Raw genomic sequence first — 15,554 nt, 5'->3', positions numbered from 1 at the left:
AAACTTGCCGATCCTGCTTCATACTTTGCACTACAGCGGCGTTGGCTGCGCTTGTTCGCCCCGGTCACATACTGGCGTATGGTCCCGGGGACTCACGCACTTGCCGATCCTGCTTCATACTTTGCACTACAGCGGCGTTGGCTGCGCTTGTTCGCCCCGGTCACATACTGGCGTATGCTCCCGGGGACTCTCGCACTTGCCGCCTTGCTGTAGCACAAATTATTTCGCAGGATCTCTCGGGTTAAGTTCGTCGCAGTGCAATTTTTTGCACCAATCACCAATCACCAATCACCAATCACCTATCACCTATCAAGAGATTCGCGTGTTTATGTGGCAGAGGGCGCTGCACCTGCCATTCACGGCTTATACCGCAACGTATTTAAATTCCCCTGCAGAACCAAATCGCGTTTTAACGTTGAGACCTGGCGGCAAATCTCAGCTATCTGCTGGTGGTCGCGCAATTTCTTTTGCCACTTTTCCGGAACCTGATCGAACTGCTGATAAAGAGCTTCAAGGGTGCCGAACTGCGTGAGTAAATCGCGGGCGCTTTTGGGGCCAATGCCGGTAACGCCGGGGATTTTGCTGCTGCTAATGCCGCACAGTCCCCAGTAATCGGGTAATTGCGCGGGCGTGACGCCAAACTCGTGCTCGATGAAAGGCACGTCCAGCCAGCGTTTCTGGAAATAATCACGGATGCGGATATTCGGCGCTAAAAGCTGGCAATAACCTTTGTCGGTGGAGACAATAGTTGCCTGATGTCCGGCATCGGCCATTTTCACCGCCAGCGTGGCAGCGAGATCGTCAGCTTCATCGAGATCGGCGACCCAGCAACGCACGCCGACTGCCTCGAAGGCCTGCTGGATAACGGGCATCTCCGTCTGCAAATCATCCGGCATCGGTGGGCGGCCCGCTTTGTAATCGGGCAGCAGCTGATGCCGCCAGCCAGGGTGACGATCGTGGCTATCGAATACCGCCACGACGTGCGTCGGTTGCGTGTGGCCTAAAAGCTGATGCAGCGCGGCGACGCAGGCTTCGCGGCAGGGCGTGCCTTGCACCGCATGCAAACGGCGAATCAGGTTTAGAGCATCAATAATCAGAAGATGAAACGACATAATGATAGCGGCAGCCCGCAGGCTGCCTTCCTGGTGGGTTATTTAATGATTTCGTAGCAGGGGATGTAGGCGCTGCCCGGCAGTTTCATACGTTGTTGTGCGACGAAGCCCTGCAGCAGTTCATCCATGCGATGCATGATGTCGGCGTCGCCGTGCAGTTTGTACGGACCTTTTTCACGAATTTCGCGGATGCCCACTTCCTTCACGTTTCCTGCCACGATACCTGAGAAGGCGCGACGCAAATCAGCGGCCAGTTTCTCAGCAGGCTGGTTCGGGAACAGTTTCAGATTGGCCATGTTTTCGTGTGTTGGAACAAACGGCACCTGCAACTCTGGCGCGATGCGGATTGACCAGTTAAAGCTGTAGGCATCGCCAGTTTCGCGGCGATACTCTTTCACCTGCGGCATGGCTTTCTTCATCAGACGCGCCACTTCAGCAGCATCATCAATGATGATTTTGTAGTGCTTACGCGCGGTTTCACCCAGCGTATTAACAATGAAATCATCCAGAACGCGGAAGTAGTCGGCGCTCTCTTTCGGGCCGGTGAGAATCAGCGGCAGAACCTGATCGCTGTTGTGTGGATTCATCAGAATGCCCAGCAGATACAGCAGCTCTTCTGCCGTACCGACGCCGCCTGGGAAAATCACGATGCCATGGGCAATACGCACAAAGGCTTCAAGGCGTTTTTCGATATCCGGCATGATGATCAGTTCATTCACCAGCGGATTCGGTGGCTCAGCCGCGATAATCGACGGTTCGGTCAGACCAATGAAACGGCTGTCATGATAACGCTGCTGGGCATGACCCACCGCGGCGCCTTTCATCGGCGCTTCCATCACGCCTGGCCCGCAGCCAGTGCAGATGTTAAGTTCACGCAGGCCCATTTGCGTACCGACATTGCGGCAATACTGATACTCCACCGCGTTAATCGAGTGACCACCCCAGCACACCACGGTGTTGGGATATTCGCCAATGTGCAGCGCACGCGCGTTACGCAGAATCGAAAACACCTGATTCGTGATGTGAGCGGAATCATCAGCGTTTTTCTGATCGCTGCGCTCAAGCTGGCCATTCACAAACAGAATATCGCGCAACACGGCAAACAGGTTGGCCTGCAATGAGCGGATAATACGGCCATCAACAAAGGCTTCTTCCGGCGGGTTAATCAGTTCGAGTTTGACGCCGCGCTCACGGCGCAGCACGTTGATGTCGAAATTTTCAAAACGGGAGAGCAGTTCCTGACTACTGTCGGTCTGGCTGCCGGAGTTGAGCACTGCGAGTGAGCAGTTGCGAAAAAGCTGGTAAAGGTCGCTGCTGGCCGTTTGCTTCAGCATGTCGACTTCCAACTGGGAGAGCAGATCCATTGAGCCAAGCGGGCTGATATGTGTAATCAAGAGAACTCCTTTACACGCAAATGCGTGGCGGGTGACGCTGCGCTTAACTTGCTGAACGCAGTGACGAAAATCCTTCGGGGCGCAGGTTTAGACCTTAGCGCCTTTGACAGAGTAACGTTGTACGCAGTGAATGCTCAAGTGGAACCGCGCATCCATGCTGCGGCCTGCGAGGCGTCTCGCAATCTGTTACTGACGGACCAGGCGGGAAAACCCGGGAGAGAAGGGGACGTTGCTGCGCCACGGATTAATATCCAGTCCTCCACGGCGCGTATAACGTGCATAAACAGTGAGGGCTTCTGGTTGGCAAAAGCGTTGAATGTCGTTGAAAATGCGCTCAACGCATTGTTCATGGAATTCATTGTGCTGACGGAATGAGATCAGGTAACGCAGCAGGGCTTCACGATCGATACGTGGGCCTTTGTAGCGAATCATCACAGAGCCCCAATCGGGCTGATGGGTGATCAGACAGTTGGATTTCAGCAAATGGCTCACCAGCGTTTCTTCCACCACTTCACTGCCCGCAGCCTGCACTAAATAATCGGCGTTAAAAGCATAGTCGTGAATCTCGATATCCTGCTCGTCAATGACATCGCCATTGAAATGGCCGATCGGCTGTCCTTCCACTTCGCCCAGACGGAACAGCGCCACGCTGACCTCGCCATTGGCGCAGGCACGCAAATCGCGCTCGAGTGTCTGGCGCACTTCGCCCCAGTCAGCGAAACGCGTCTGGTTAAAACTGTTAAGATAGAGCTTAAAGCTCTTGGACTCGATCAGGTTTTCGCTGTCCGCGCGCAGTACCACTTCGCCTACCGCCACCTGCGGCACGCCTTTGCTGTTGAGCCAGGAGAGTTCGTACAGCGTCCAGATATCTGCGCCCTGGAACGGCAGATTATCCGGGTAGAGCCCCAGCGGTTCGCGATTCAGGCTGCGCGGCACCGATTGCAGCAGCGTGTTATCGTAGCGATCAACATAAGCCGTGGGCTTACCTAACGTCAGGCCGCTTAACGCCTGATCGCGGTTTTCAGAAGACATATCGGTTACCACTAAATTCCATCAAAGTGGCTAAGTGTAACCGATCACAAGCGAGAAGAAGAATGATGCAGCAAACCGCAGATGCCCTGCGTGAGTTTACCGCCCGTTATGTGCAACATTGGCAGCAGCAGGCTGGACATCTGCCCGCCAGTTCGGATCTGCTGGGTGTGCCATCCCCTTGTATTGTCAGCACGCTGGATGATTGTGTGCTGTGGCAACCACAGCCCTTCACCTTGCCAGCCACGCTGGAAGCCGTCGAGCGGGCACTGGATATTCAGTTGCAATCGGAAATCAGTGCTTTTTACACCTCGCAGTTTGCCGGCGATATGACCGCAGCCTTTCAACAGCAGCCGATAACGTTGTTACAGGTGTGGAGCGAATCAGACTTTACCCGCTTGCAGGAGAATCTGATTGGCCATCTGGTCATGAAGCGCCGGTTAAAACAGAGTCCAACATTATTTATTGCGACTACTGAATCGGAGCAGGATGTGATTGCTCTGTGTAATCTTTCCGGTGAAGTGATTCTGGAACAGCCTGGTAGTAAAAAGCGCCAGGTGCTGGCGGCAAGTATTCAGACATTTCTTAATGATTTACAACCGGTTAAAGCCTGATTAGCAGATTTCACAGGTTAGGTTTGTAAGAGATCTCTCACATCAGGTGTGAGAGATCGCTAGATCATCTTGCAGCCATCCGGAAAACAAAGATGTAAAAATATTGTGAATCATAAGGTTATGGCATCACTCCTAAAATTAGTAGTGTGAGAAATCTATTAACGCGTCTTACTAACTTGTTATTACGATGGTTTCTGACAGAATAGTCACCACTGGCAGGATGCTGGGGATGAAGAGACGTTCAGGAGAATGTCAGCCAGGAGGCAGGAACGTAACGGAGTTTACGGCACATGGAAGGCTTCAGGATGAAGCAGGACACTCAGGATTGAGTCAGGGACACCTCCAGGACGGAGAATGAGAGCCACGTGGATGGTGGTGGGCCAGGATGCTAAGGATAACTGTCACGATGACAGGCAATGGAAAGCAGAGGAAGAGTTGTCATGGATGAGCAGGGAGCACAGCGGTGGCGGGAATGCTGCGAACGAAACCGGGAGCACTGTAATCACAGTGCTCCCTTTTTTTATGCCTTTTTTGCACGTTGAACGACTAATGGTATGCTTGCCGCCCAATTTTTCTCTGGAGGTGGCGTATGTCGTCGCAAATGGTTATTCAACAGCTGCAGCAAATCGAAGCGGTGATGCGCGAACACGGCCACTGGCAGACGCAATCCCCTGAGGTGGCAGCCTTCGCCAGCACCGAGCCTTTTTGTCTCAATACCATGGAGCCGCTGGAGTGGCTGCAGTGGGTACTCATTCCACGTTTCCATGCGCTAATCGAAGCCGGCGCGCCACTGCCGCAAAATTTCTCTGTGACGCCTTATTATGAAGTCGCGTTACCTGCGACCACGCCAGGCCATGCGGTCCTGTTGCTGACATTGGGCCAGTTCGACGCGCTTTTTCAGGATCCGACCCCTTAATGCTGGAAATCCTTTATCAAGATGAATGGCTGGTCGCCGTCAACAAACCGTCCGGCTGGCTGGTGCATCGTAGCTGGCTCGATCGCGACGAAAAAGTGGTGGTGATGCAAACGGTACGCGATCAAATTGGTCAGCACGTATTTACTGTGCATCGCCTCGATCGCCCCACCTCCGGCGTACTGTTAATGGCGCTCTCCAGCGAAGTGGCGCATCTACTGTCACAGCAGTTCGAGCAGCATAAAATGCAGAAGACCTATCACGCAGTGGTGCGCGGTTGGCTGGATGGCAGCGCGACGCTCGATTATCCGTTGGTCGAAGAGCTGGATAAGATTGCCGATAAGTTCGCCACTCAGGAACGTACCGCGCAGCCTGCCGTCACCGACTATCGCTCACTGGCGCAGGTAGAGATGCCCGTGGCGATCAGTCGCTACAACAGCGCGCGTTATACCCTGGTGGAGATGTCGCCGCACACCGGCCGTAAACATCAGCTTCGCCGCCATATGGTGCATCTGCGCCACCCGATTATTGGCGATAGCGCCCATGGTGATTTGCGGCAGAATCGGGGGGCAGCAGAGCACTTTGGTATGAATCGATTGATGCTGCATGCCAGTGCGCTGAGTCTGACGCATCCGGTCACCGGAGAACCTCTGGTGATTCGCGCCGGGCTCGATCGCGTCTGGCAAGGCATGCTGGAACATTTTGGCTGGCAGCATCAGATCCCTGAGGTTCCCAGGGTTGAGTTTGCCGACGAGGCAGTCCAGGATAAGCCAACAGAATAAAGGAGCGGCAAGATGGCAAAGATTGGCATTTTTACAGGTACGGTTTACGGCAATGCATTGCTGGTGGCGGAAGAAGCGCAGCCGGTACTGGAAGCGCAGGGCCACGAAGTGAAAGTTTTTGAGGATGCGTCACTGGCGGATTGGCAGGCTTACAGCAAGGAGGTCATTCTGATTGTCACCTCCACCACCGGCCAGGGCGACTTCCCGGACAATATTGCCCGCTTGTATGTGCAGATACGCGATGAAGTGGGTTATCAACCAGAGCTTCGCTACGGCGTGATTGCACTGGGTGATAGCAGCTATGAGAACTTCTGCGGCGCGGGTAAAACTTTTGATGCCACCTTGCAGGAGCAAAGTGCCAAACGCATCGGTGATGTGCTGCTGGTGGATGCCACTGAAGATCCTGAGCCTGAGTCAGTGACCACGCCTTGGGTTGAGAGCTGGGGTAAGCTGCTGTAATTCTGCCTTCGCTTCGTCTTTGGCAAGCGGCAATCTGAACGGCCTGAAAATAAGATGATGATGTTTCAGGCGCGCCAGATTGCATCCTCTCCCTTGTTGGGAGAGGGTGAGATCGCACTCAGGTCACCGGAGCCGGATTAAACACCGCCAGCTGATTGCGAATGCCCCAGCGATCGGACCAGGTTTGTTTGCGACCACTGGCAATCTCCAGTATCAACTCAAACAACCGCCAGCCCACCTGCTCAATACTCTCTTCACCTGTCGCAATGGTGCCCGCATTGATATCCATCAAATCGTGCCAGCGCTCCGCCAGCGCATTACGCGTCGCCATCTTAATCACCGGTATCGCAGCCAAACCGTAGGGCGTGCCACGACCGGTGGTGAACACCTGCAAGGTAATGCCCGAGGCCATCTGTTGGGTGCCGCAGACAAAATCACTGGCCGGTGTCGCTGCATAGATCAAACCGCGCTTTGTTGGGCGCTGCCCTGGTGACAGCACTTCTACAATCGGACTGCGTCCTGATTTGGCAATCGATCCCAGCGCTTTCTCCACCACGTTCGCCAGCCCGCCTTTCTTATTACCCGGCGAGGGATTGGCGCTGCGGTCGGTTTGGCCCTGGCTAAGATAATCGTCATACCACGCCATCTCTTCCAGTAGGCGTTTACCCACATTTTCATCGACCACGCGCGGCGTCAGCAGATGTATTGCATCGCGTACTTCGGTGACCTCGGAGAACATCACGGTGGCGCCGCAGCGCACCAGCAAATCAGAAGCAAAGCCGACTGCCGGATTGGCCGTCACGCCGGAAAATGCATCGCTGCCGCCGCACTGCGTGCCAATCACCAGTTCTGATGCCGGGCAGGTCTCGCGCTGGCGCAAATTCAGTTTTTTCAGATGGCGTTCGGCGACCTGAAGGATCTCATCCACCATCGCGCCGAAACCAACATGCCGTTCATCCTGCAAACGCACAATGTCATGATCATCCAGCGAGATGGCCTGCACATCCGGCGTGCCGGTCAGCAGACGCTCCGGCTGTAATTTCTCGCAGCCGAGACTGACAATCATCACTTCGCCCCCAAAATTGGGGTTGAGCGCGAGGTTATGGATAGTGCGGATCGGCACCACCGCAGCGGGCGCATTGATCGCCACACCACAGCCATAAAGATGATTCAGTGCTACTACACCATCAACGTTGGGATAGCGTGGCAGCAGATCGCGCTCGATCATTTGCACCACGTAATCCACGACGCCAGCGACACAGTGCACGCTGGTGGTGATACCGAGCAGATTGCGTGTTCCTACGCTGCCATCGGCGTTGCGATAACCCTCAAAGGTGTATCCTTCGAGCGGTGGCAGAGTGGGGGGCACATTGTTCGCCAGTGGCAAACTGTTGAGCGGAGGCGCTTCGGGTAGCGCCACCAGCGATTCTTCAATCCAGCTCCCTTGCGCAATCGGGCGCAAGGCGGTGCCAATCACTTCGCCGTAGCGCAGGATGACGCCGTTTTGAGGAATGTCCACCAGCGCCACTTTATGTCCTTGCGGCACGTGTTCGGTGAGCTGCAGGCCATCCTCAAAGCGGGTACCCGCAGGCAAACCCTGATTATTCACCACGATCGCCACGTTGTCGGCGTCGTGTACTTTTATATAAAGCGGTTTCTCTGTTAGCGGTCGGTTCATTGCTCACCTTCCAGTTCGTCGCGCTGTACATGGCAGCGCGTTGTAAATGCTTCCGTCACGTCATCATTTTTTGCCAGCCTCAGTATATGCAGGGGTATTGGCCTGCGCATTGTGCAACTGACTGGCTTTTTGGGGTTTTATTACCTGAGTTTGGTTCGTTTATCCAAATACAAGTGAACAGACTCACAAAGCGCACGTTGGCTGGCTGCTTCTTAATCAATCTATGGGTGAAAAATCAGGTTCCGTGAGCTAAGCCGCAGGGATATGTGCAATTGCCATAAAATCAGCATGAATCAATGTTCATCATCATGCGTTCTTCCAATGCCTCGTGGTTGGGCTGTTCCTATACTGATTATCGTTCTTCAACGTTTGGTTATTCGTCACGACGCATCATCGTTTTGCCATAACAACAATCGCCGTGTTTAACCCGACATCATTCTGATACCCAACGCGATGTGTATGCAGTCAGAGTGAATGTAGCGTTCGCTATATTTCAGGAGTGCATCATGAATAGTTTCAGCCAGACAGCGGAAGCGGTGCAAAAACGCACCAACGCCCGTTACTGGATTGTGGTGATGTTATTTATCGTCACATCATTCAACTACGGTGACCGTGCAACCATCTCGATTGCCGGTTCCGCGATGTCTAAAGATATCGGCCTTGATTCGGTCGGTCTGGGATATATCTTCTCCGCCTTCTCATGGGCTTACGTTATTGGACAAATACCTGGCGGCTGGCTGCTTGACCGCTTTGGCTCAAAACGCGTTTACTTCTGGAGTATTTTCCTCTGGTCGCTGTTTACCTTGCTGCAGGGCTTTGTCGATCTGTTCAGCGGCTTCGGCATCGTCGTTTCACTGTTTCTGTTGCGCTTTATGGTCGGCCTGGCAGAAGCGCCTTCCTTCCCGGGTAACAGCCGTATTGTTGCGGCCTGGTTCCCGGCACAGGAGCGCGGCACCGCCGTCGCCATTTTCAACTCGGCGCAGTATTTCGCCACGGTGATCTTCGCCCCGATTATGGGCTGGCTGGTGGCCGAAGTGGGCTGGGCGCACGTGTTCTGGTTCATGGGCGGACTGGGCATCATCCTCAGCTTCGTCTGGCTCAAGTTCATGCACGATCCGAACAACCATCCGGGTGTGAACAAAGCTGAGCTGGAGTACATGGAGCAGGGCGGCGCGTTGATCAACATGGATGCCAAAAAAGCCGACCGCAAAGTGAGCTGGGATGAGAAGTGGTATCAAATCAAACAGCTGCTTTCGACCCGCATGATGTGGGGTATCTATCTCGGACAATATTGCGTTAACGCGCTGACCTACTTCTTTATTACCTGGTTCCCGGTGTATCTGGTGCAGGCGCGCGGCATGTCGATTCTTAAAGCGGGCATGATCGCCTCGATTCCGGCCATCTGTGGCTTCCTCGGTGGTGTGTTAGGTGGCGTGATTTCCGATTACCTGATGCGCAAAACTGGTTCGCTGAACGTTGCACGTAAGACCCCCATCGTGGTTGGCATGCTGCTCTCTATCAGCATGGTGATGTGTAACTACACCGAAACTGAGTGGGTAGTGGTGCTGTTTATGGCGCTGGCGTTCTTCGGCAAAGGTATTGGTGCGCTGGGCTGGGCAGTGATGGCGGATACCGCACCGAAAGAGATCAGTGGATTGAGCGGTGGCTTGTTCAACATGTTCGGCAACTTCTCCGGCATCGTGACGCCGATTGCTATCGGTTACATCATCGCCGCTTCTGGCTCTTTCGAAGGAGCGCTGATTTATGTCGGGATCCACGCCTTCGTCGCTGCGTTTAGCTTCCTGTTCATCACGGGTGATATCAAACGTATTGAACTGAAACACCGAGCATAAGGACGAACTATGAATACGCAAAGTAGCCCGGTGATCACCGATATGCAGGTGATTCCGGTTGCCGGTTACGACAGCATGTTGCTGAACATTGGTGGAGCGCACAGCGCCTGCTTCACCCGCAACATTGTGGTACTGACCGACAGTGATGGTCATACCGGCGTCGGTGAAGCGCCGGGTGGCGAAACGATCTGTCAAACGCTGGTGGAGGCGATTCCACAGGTCAAAGGCCAGCAGGTGGCGCGCATGAACCGCCTGGTGCAGCAGGTGCACAAAGGTAATCAGTCAGCGGATTTCGATACCTTCGGTAAAGGGGCCTGGACCTTCGAACTGCGTGTCAATGCGGTGGCGGCGCTGGAAGCGGCACTGCTGGATTTGCTGGGTCAATGTCTGGGCGTACCGGTAGCCGAGTTGCTCGGTCCGGGACAACAGCGCGATGAAGTCACCGTGCTCGGTTATCTGTTCTATCTCGGCGATCGTCGCAAAACCGATTTACCGTATCTGACGGGCGAAGGTGCCAGCCATGACTGGTATCACCTGCGTCATCAGGAAGCACTGACGCCAGATGCGGTGGTGCGCCTGGCGGAAGCGGCACAGGACAAATACGGTTTCAAAGATTTCAAATTGAAAGGCGGCGTATTGCCGGGCGAGCAGGAGATGGAATCCGCGGCCGCGCTGAAAAAGCGTTTCCCGGATGCGCGTATCACCGTCGATCCCAATGGTGCCTGGACGCTTGATGAAGCCATCCGTCTGTGCAAAGGCATGGGCGAGGTGCTGACCTATGCTGAAGATCCGTGCGGGGCCGAACAGGGCTATTCCGGCCGCGAAGTGATGGCGGAGTTCCGCCGTGCCACCGGCTTGCCGGTCGCCACCAATATGATTGCCACCAACTGGCGCGAGATGAATCACGCGGTGATGCTCAACTCAGTCGATATCCCGCTGGCCGATCCGCACTTCTGGACGCTGAGCGGTGCGGTGCGCGTGGCGCAACTGTGCGACGACTGGGGCTTAACCTGGGGTTGCCACTCTAACAACCACTTCGATATTTCGCTGGCGATGTTTACCCACGTTGGCGCTGCCGCACCGGGCAAACCGACGGCTATCGATACCCACTGGATTTGGCAGGAAGGCGATCAGCGCCTCACCAAAGAGCCGCTGCAAATCCGCAACGGCAAGATTGCCGTACCGGATAAGCCCGGCCTCGGCGTCGAGTTGGATTGGGATCGTCTGCATCAAGCCAATGCCCTCTACAAATCTCTGCCGGCAGGTGCGCGTAACGACGCCACGGCGATGCAGTATCTGGTTCCCGGTTGGTCATTCGACCGTAAGCGTCCGGCCTTCGGTCGCCGTCATGCATAAGGAGCAGGAAATGAGTCAGACACCAAAAATCACATCGCTGCAGGTCATTCCGGTGGCCGGTCACGACAGCATGTTGCTGAATCTGAGCGGCGCCCATTCACCGTTCTTCACCCGTAACATCGTCATTATCAAGGATAACGCGGGCCACACCGGCGTGGGTGAAATTCCCGGCGGTGAGAAAATTCGTCAGACGCTGGAAGATGCGGCGGCGCTGGTGGTGCAGAAGACCGTGGGTGAGTACAAAAACATCCTTAACCTGGTTCGCAGTACTTTTGCCGACCGCGATTCCAGCGGACGCGGCAATCAGACCTTCGACCTGCGTACCACCATCCATGTGGTGACTGGCATTGAAGCGGCGCTGCTGGATCTGCTCGGTCAGCACCTGGGCGTCAACGTTGCCTCGCTGCTCGGCGATGGCCAACAGCGTGACCGCGTGGAGATGCTGGGTTACCTGTTCTACGTCGGTGACCGCAAGAAAACCTCGCTGCCTTATCAGAGCCAGGAAACAGACAAGTGCGACTGGTATCGCCTGCGTCATGAAGAGGCACTGACGCCGGATACCGTGGTGCGACTGGCGGAAGCTGCCTATGAAAAATATGGCTTCAACGATTTCAAACTGAAAGGCGGCGTGCTGCGCGGTGGCGAAGAGGCCGAAGCGGTCACGGCACTGGCGAAACGCTTCCCGCAGGCGCGCGTCACTCTCGATCCCAACGGTGCCTGGTCGTTGAACGAGGCGATTCTGCTCGGTAAACAACTCAAAGGCGTGCTGGCCTACGCAGAAGATCCATGCGGGGCCGAGCAGGGCTACTCTGGCCGCGAAGTGATGGCGGAATTCCGTCGCGCAACCGGTTTGCCGACCGCCACCAACATGATCGCCACCGACTGGCGCCAAATGGGCCACACGCTGTCGCTGCAATCGGTGGATATCCCGCTGGCGGATCCACACTTCTGGACCATGCAAGGTTCAGTGCGCGTGGCGCAGATGTGTCATGACTTCGGCCTGACCTGGGGTTCGCACTCTAACAACCACTTCGATATTTCGCTGGCGATGTTCACCCACGTGGCCGCTGCCGCGCCGGGCGCGATTACCGCCATCGATACTCACTGGATCTGGCAGGAGGGCAATCAGCGCCTGACCAAAGAGCCGTTCCAGATCAAGGGCGGCATGGTACAGGTACCGCAAAAACCGGGTCTTGGTGTCGAGCTGGATATGGATCAGGTCATGCAGGCCAATGCGCTGTATCAGAAACACGGTTTGGGCGCGCGCGACGATGCGCAGGCGATGCAGTACCTCGTGCCGAACTGGACCTTCGATAACAAGCGTCCGTGCCTGGTGCGCTAATGTTTCCGGCGCCCCGTGCGGGCGCCTGTTGTAACAGACAGGAGTAAAGACAATGAGCAATGCCTGGCCGAACCACTTTCGTCGCCGTTTGCAGGCAGGGGAAACCCTGATTGGTAGCTGGTGCGCACTTGCCAGCCCGATTTCCACCGAAGTTCTGGGTCTGGCGGGTTTTGACTGGCTGGTGCTGGATGGCGAACACGCGCCCAACGACATCACCACCTTTATCCCGCAGTTGATGGCGCTGAAGGGCAGCCACAGTGCGCCGGTGGTGCGTCCGCCGTGCAACGAACCCATCATCATCAAACGCCTGCTGGATATCGGTTTCTACAACTTCCTGGTGCCGTTTGTGGAGACCGAGGAAGAGGCGATTCGCGCCGTGGCGTCAACGCGTTATCCGCCAGCGGGCATTCGCGGCGTGTCGGTTTCGCATCGCAGCAATATGTACGGCACGCTGCCGGATTACAACGCCACCATCAATGACAACATCACAGTGCTGGTGCAGATCGAAACGCAGCAGGCGGTGGATAACATCGATGCGATTGCTGCCGTTGACGGCGTGGATGGCATTTTTGTCGGACCGGGCGATCTCTCGGCGGCGATGGGCTATCTCGGTCAGCCTGCACATCCTGAAGTGCTGAAAGTAATCAAACACATCTTTGAACGTGCCAAAGCGGCGGGCAAGCCAAGCGGCATTCTGGCGCCGGTGGAAGCCGACGCGCGCCGTTATCTCGAATGGGGCGCCACATTCGTTGCCGTGGGCAGCGATCTCGGTGTTTTCCGCAACGCCACGCAGGCGCTGTGTGACAAATTTAAGAAATAACTGACGAAGAGGAAAGGCAATGAAAATTGGATTTATCGGCCTCGGTATTATGGGCAAACCGATGAGTAAAAACCTGGTGAAAGCCGGTTATTCACTGGTGGTACGTGACCACAACGTCAGCAATGAAGCCGAGCTGGTGGAGCTGGGCGCTACCGTGGCGAAAACGCCAAAAGAGGTCGCCGAACAGGTTGATGTGGTGATCACCATGGTGCCGAACTCACCGCAGGTGAAAGAGGTTTGCCTCGGCGCCAACGGGATTATCGAAGGTGCGAAGCCAGGACTGATTGTGATCGACATGAGTTCGATTGCGCCGCTGGCCAGCCGTGAAGTGCACGATGCGCTGGCAGAAAAAGGCATCAAGATGCTGGATGCGCCGGTCAGCGGCGGCGAGCCAAAAGCGATTGAGGGCACGCTGTCTGTGATGGTTGGCGGCGATAAAGCGGTATTCGACCAGTGCTATGACATCATGAAAGCCATGGCCGGTTCGGTGGTGCACACCGGCGATATCGGTGCAGGTAACGTCACTAAGTTGGCAAACCAGGTGATTGTGGCGCTGAACATCGCGGCGATGTCCGAAGCGCTGTCGCTGGCAACCAAAGCCGGTGTGAACCCAGAACTGGTTTATCAGGCGATTCGTGGTGGGCTGGCAGGCAGCACGGTACTCGATGCCAAAGCGCCGATGGTGCTCGATCGTAACTTCAAGCCAGGCTTCCGCATCGATCTGCACATCAAGGATTTAGCGAATGCGCTGGACACTTCACACGGCATTGGCGCGCATCTGCCGCTGACGGCTGCGGTGATGGAAATGATGCAAGCGCTGAAAGTCGACGGCAAGGGCACATCTGACCATAGTGCGCTGGCTTGCTATTATGAAAAATTAGCTCAGGTCGAGATCACCCGGTAGTTTGCCTGTCCGGTGTTTGCGGATGCCGGACAGCTTACTGCATTAGCAGGACGGAACTCCGTCATCCATCGCGCTCGGATTGCCTATGAAAATTGTCATCGCACCGGATTCATATAAAGAGAGTTTGTCCGCCCTGGAAGTGGCTGCGGCGATTGAAGCGGGATTTAGCGAAATTTTTCCCGACGCCGAATACGTGAAAATACCGGTCGCCGACGGTGGCGAAGGCACGGTAGAAGCCATGGTGGCGGCGACGCATGGAAGTATTGTCAGATTAACGGTGACCGGACCGCTCGGCGCGCCGGTTGAGGCATTTTATGGATTATCGGGTGATGAGCGCAGCGCCTTTATTGAAATGGCGGCAGCCAGCGGCCTGGAATTGGTGCCGGCCGCGCAGCGTGACCCGTTGATCACCAACTCTTATGGCACTGGCGAGCTGATTAAAAACGCGCTCGATCGCGGTGTTGACCACATCATTATTGGCATTGGCGGCAGCGCCACCAACGATGGGGGATCCGGCATGATGCAGGCGCTGGGCGCTCGCTTGCTGGACCAGCAGGGCAATGAGATTGCCTTTGGCGGCGGCGCACTGCCGCAGCTGGCGCGGATTGAAATCGATCAGCTGGATAAACGTATTCAGCAGTGCCGCATTGAAGTGGCCTGCGATGTCACTAATCCCCTGACCGGTGAAGAGGGGGCTTCGGCGATTTTTGGTCCTCAAAAAGGGGCCACGCCGGAACTGGTGCAGCAGCTGGATAAAGCGCTGGCGCATTACGCTGAGATTATCCATCGCGATTTAGACATTGATGTGCTGCACATTGCGGGCGGCGGTGCGGCGGGGGGCATGGGCGCGGCACTGCATGCGTTTTGCCAGGCCGAGCTACGTCGCGGTATTGAGATCGTCACGGAAGCCCTTGCGTTAGCGGATCAGGTGCAGGATGCCGATCTGGTGATTACCGGCGAAGGGCGTATTGATAGCCAGACCATTAACGGCAAAGTGCCGATTGGTGTGGCGAAGGTGGCAAAGCAGTTTAACAAACCGGTGATTGGCATTGCGGGCAGTTTAACCGCAGATGTTGGCGTGGTGCATCAGCACGGGCTGGATGCGGTATTCAGCGTGTTGTTTAGCATTGGCTCACTGGAGGATGCGTTAGCCAATGCGGCGCAGAATGTGCGACTGACCGCGCGCAATGTGGCGGCAACAATCAAGGTGGGGCAGGCCTTATAGATGCGGCTAATCGCGCGCAATGTCGTGGCAGCGAACAATGTGGGGCAGGCCTTACAGGCGCGCCCCTCTCATC

At 55.6% G+C, this 15,554-nt stretch carries 14 protein-coding genes; 10 read left to right on the top strand and 4 right to left on the bottom strand.

What is annotated here, in order from left to right:
- Nucleotides 1-356: 356 nt before the first annotated feature.
- The 3 genes from xni to queF form a co-directional block, all read right to left on the bottom strand.
- Nucleotides 357-1,112 (bottom strand): flap endonuclease Xni, encoded by a 756-nt coding sequence (gene xni / locus JK231_RS19385; RefSeq protein ID WP_058961520.1) that lies wholly within the window; start codon nucleotides 1,110-1,112, stop codon nucleotides 357-359.
- Between the two features lie 38 nt (nucleotides 1,113-1,150).
- Nucleotides 1,151-2,506, bottom strand: a complete 1,356-nt coding sequence (ppnN, locus tag JK231_RS19380) for a nucleotide 5'-monophosphate nucleosidase PpnN (RefSeq protein WP_034823077.1) — start codon at nucleotides 2,504-2,506, stop codon at nucleotides 1,151-1,153.
- Nucleotides 2,507-2,692: 186 nt separating this feature from the next.
- Nucleotides 2,693-3,538 carry an NADPH-dependent 7-cyano-7-deazaguanine reductase QueF gene (gene queF / locus JK231_RS19375; RefSeq protein WP_097117979.1) on the bottom strand — a complete coding sequence of 282 codons (846 nt, stop codon included), beginning with the start codon at nucleotides 3,536-3,538 and terminating at the stop codon, nucleotides 2,693-2,695.
- 62 nt (nucleotides 3,539-3,600) lie between these two features.
- On the opposite strand from queF, the gene syd reads away from it, so the two are divergent.
- From syd to JK231_RS19355, 4 genes are all read left to right on the top strand, one after another.
- Nucleotides 3,601-4,149 carry a SecY-interacting protein gene (gene syd, locus JK231_RS19370; RefSeq protein ID WP_211729270.1) on the top strand — a complete coding sequence of 183 codons (549 nt, stop codon included), beginning with the start codon at nucleotides 3,601-3,603 and terminating at the stop codon, nucleotides 4,147-4,149.
- A gap of 589 nt (nucleotides 4,150-4,738) precedes the next feature.
- A complete protein-coding gene (locus JK231_RS19365) occupies nucleotides 4,739-5,065 on the top strand; it encodes a YqcC family protein (RefSeq protein ID WP_097117977.1) in 327 nt (108 codons plus the stop codon).
- Entirely contained in the window at nucleotides 5,065-5,844 is a 780-nt protein-coding gene (gene truC / locus JK231_RS19360) for a tRNA pseudouridine(65) synthase TruC (protein WP_211729269.1), read from the top strand. Before JK231_RS19365 ends, truC begins: the two co-directional genes overlap by 1 nt.
- A gap of 12 nt (nucleotides 5,845-5,856) precedes the next feature.
- Entirely contained in the window at nucleotides 5,857-6,303 is a 447-nt protein-coding gene (locus tag JK231_RS19355; protein ID WP_034823070.1) for a flavodoxin, read from the top strand.
- A gap of 118 nt (nucleotides 6,304-6,421) precedes the next feature.
- On the opposite strand, the gene garD is transcribed toward JK231_RS19355, so the two are convergent.
- Nucleotides 6,422-7,981: a galactarate dehydratase gene (garD, locus tag JK231_RS19350; protein WP_211729268.1), complete on the bottom strand. Its 1,560-nt coding sequence runs from the start codon at nucleotides 7,979-7,981 to the stop codon at nucleotides 6,422-6,424.
- 506 nt (nucleotides 7,982-8,487) lie between these two features.
- Here garD and JK231_RS19345 point away from each other — a divergent pair.
- From JK231_RS19345 to JK231_RS19320, 6 genes are all read left to right on the top strand, one after another.
- Nucleotides 8,488-9,834, top strand: a complete 1,347-nt coding sequence (locus tag JK231_RS19345; RefSeq protein WP_058961512.1) for an MFS transporter — start codon at nucleotides 8,488-8,490, stop codon at nucleotides 9,832-9,834.
- 9 nt (nucleotides 9,835-9,843) lie between these two features.
- The gene (locus JK231_RS19340) at nucleotides 9,844-11,190 is read left to right on the top strand and encodes an enolase C-terminal domain-like protein (RefSeq protein WP_097117973.1); all 1,347 of its coding nucleotides are present in this window, start codon (nucleotides 9,844-9,846) and stop codon (nucleotides 11,188-11,190) included.
- A gap of 10 nt (nucleotides 11,191-11,200) precedes the next feature.
- Nucleotides 11,201-12,532 (top strand): glucarate dehydratase, encoded by a 1,332-nt coding sequence (gene gudD / locus JK231_RS19335; protein WP_058961510.1) that lies wholly within the window; start codon nucleotides 11,201-11,203, stop codon nucleotides 12,530-12,532.
- Between the two features lie 52 nt (nucleotides 12,533-12,584).
- A complete protein-coding gene (gene garL / locus JK231_RS19330; protein WP_097117971.1) occupies nucleotides 12,585-13,352 on the top strand; it encodes a 2-dehydro-3-deoxyglucarate aldolase in 768 nt (255 codons plus the stop codon).
- 19 nt (nucleotides 13,353-13,371) lie between these two features.
- A complete protein-coding gene (garR, locus tag JK231_RS19325; protein WP_034823058.1) occupies nucleotides 13,372-14,256 on the top strand; it encodes a 2-hydroxy-3-oxopropionate reductase in 885 nt (294 codons plus the stop codon).
- Between the two features lie 85 nt (nucleotides 14,257-14,341).
- Nucleotides 14,342-15,481 carry a glycerate kinase gene (locus JK231_RS19320; protein ID WP_211729267.1) on the top strand — a complete coding sequence of 380 codons (1,140 nt, stop codon included), beginning with the start codon at nucleotides 14,342-14,344 and terminating at the stop codon, nucleotides 15,479-15,481.
- The last annotated feature ends 73 nt before the right edge of the window (nucleotides 15,482-15,554 follow it).

This window comes from Pantoea sp. JGM49 (genome assembly GCF_018257655.1).
GTDB lineage: Bacteria > Pseudomonadota > Gammaproteobacteria > Enterobacterales > Enterobacteriaceae > Pantoea > Pantoea communis.
The sequence above is the reverse complement of the archived record's forward strand: the minus strand, read 5'-3'. Positions and strand labels throughout refer to the sequence as shown.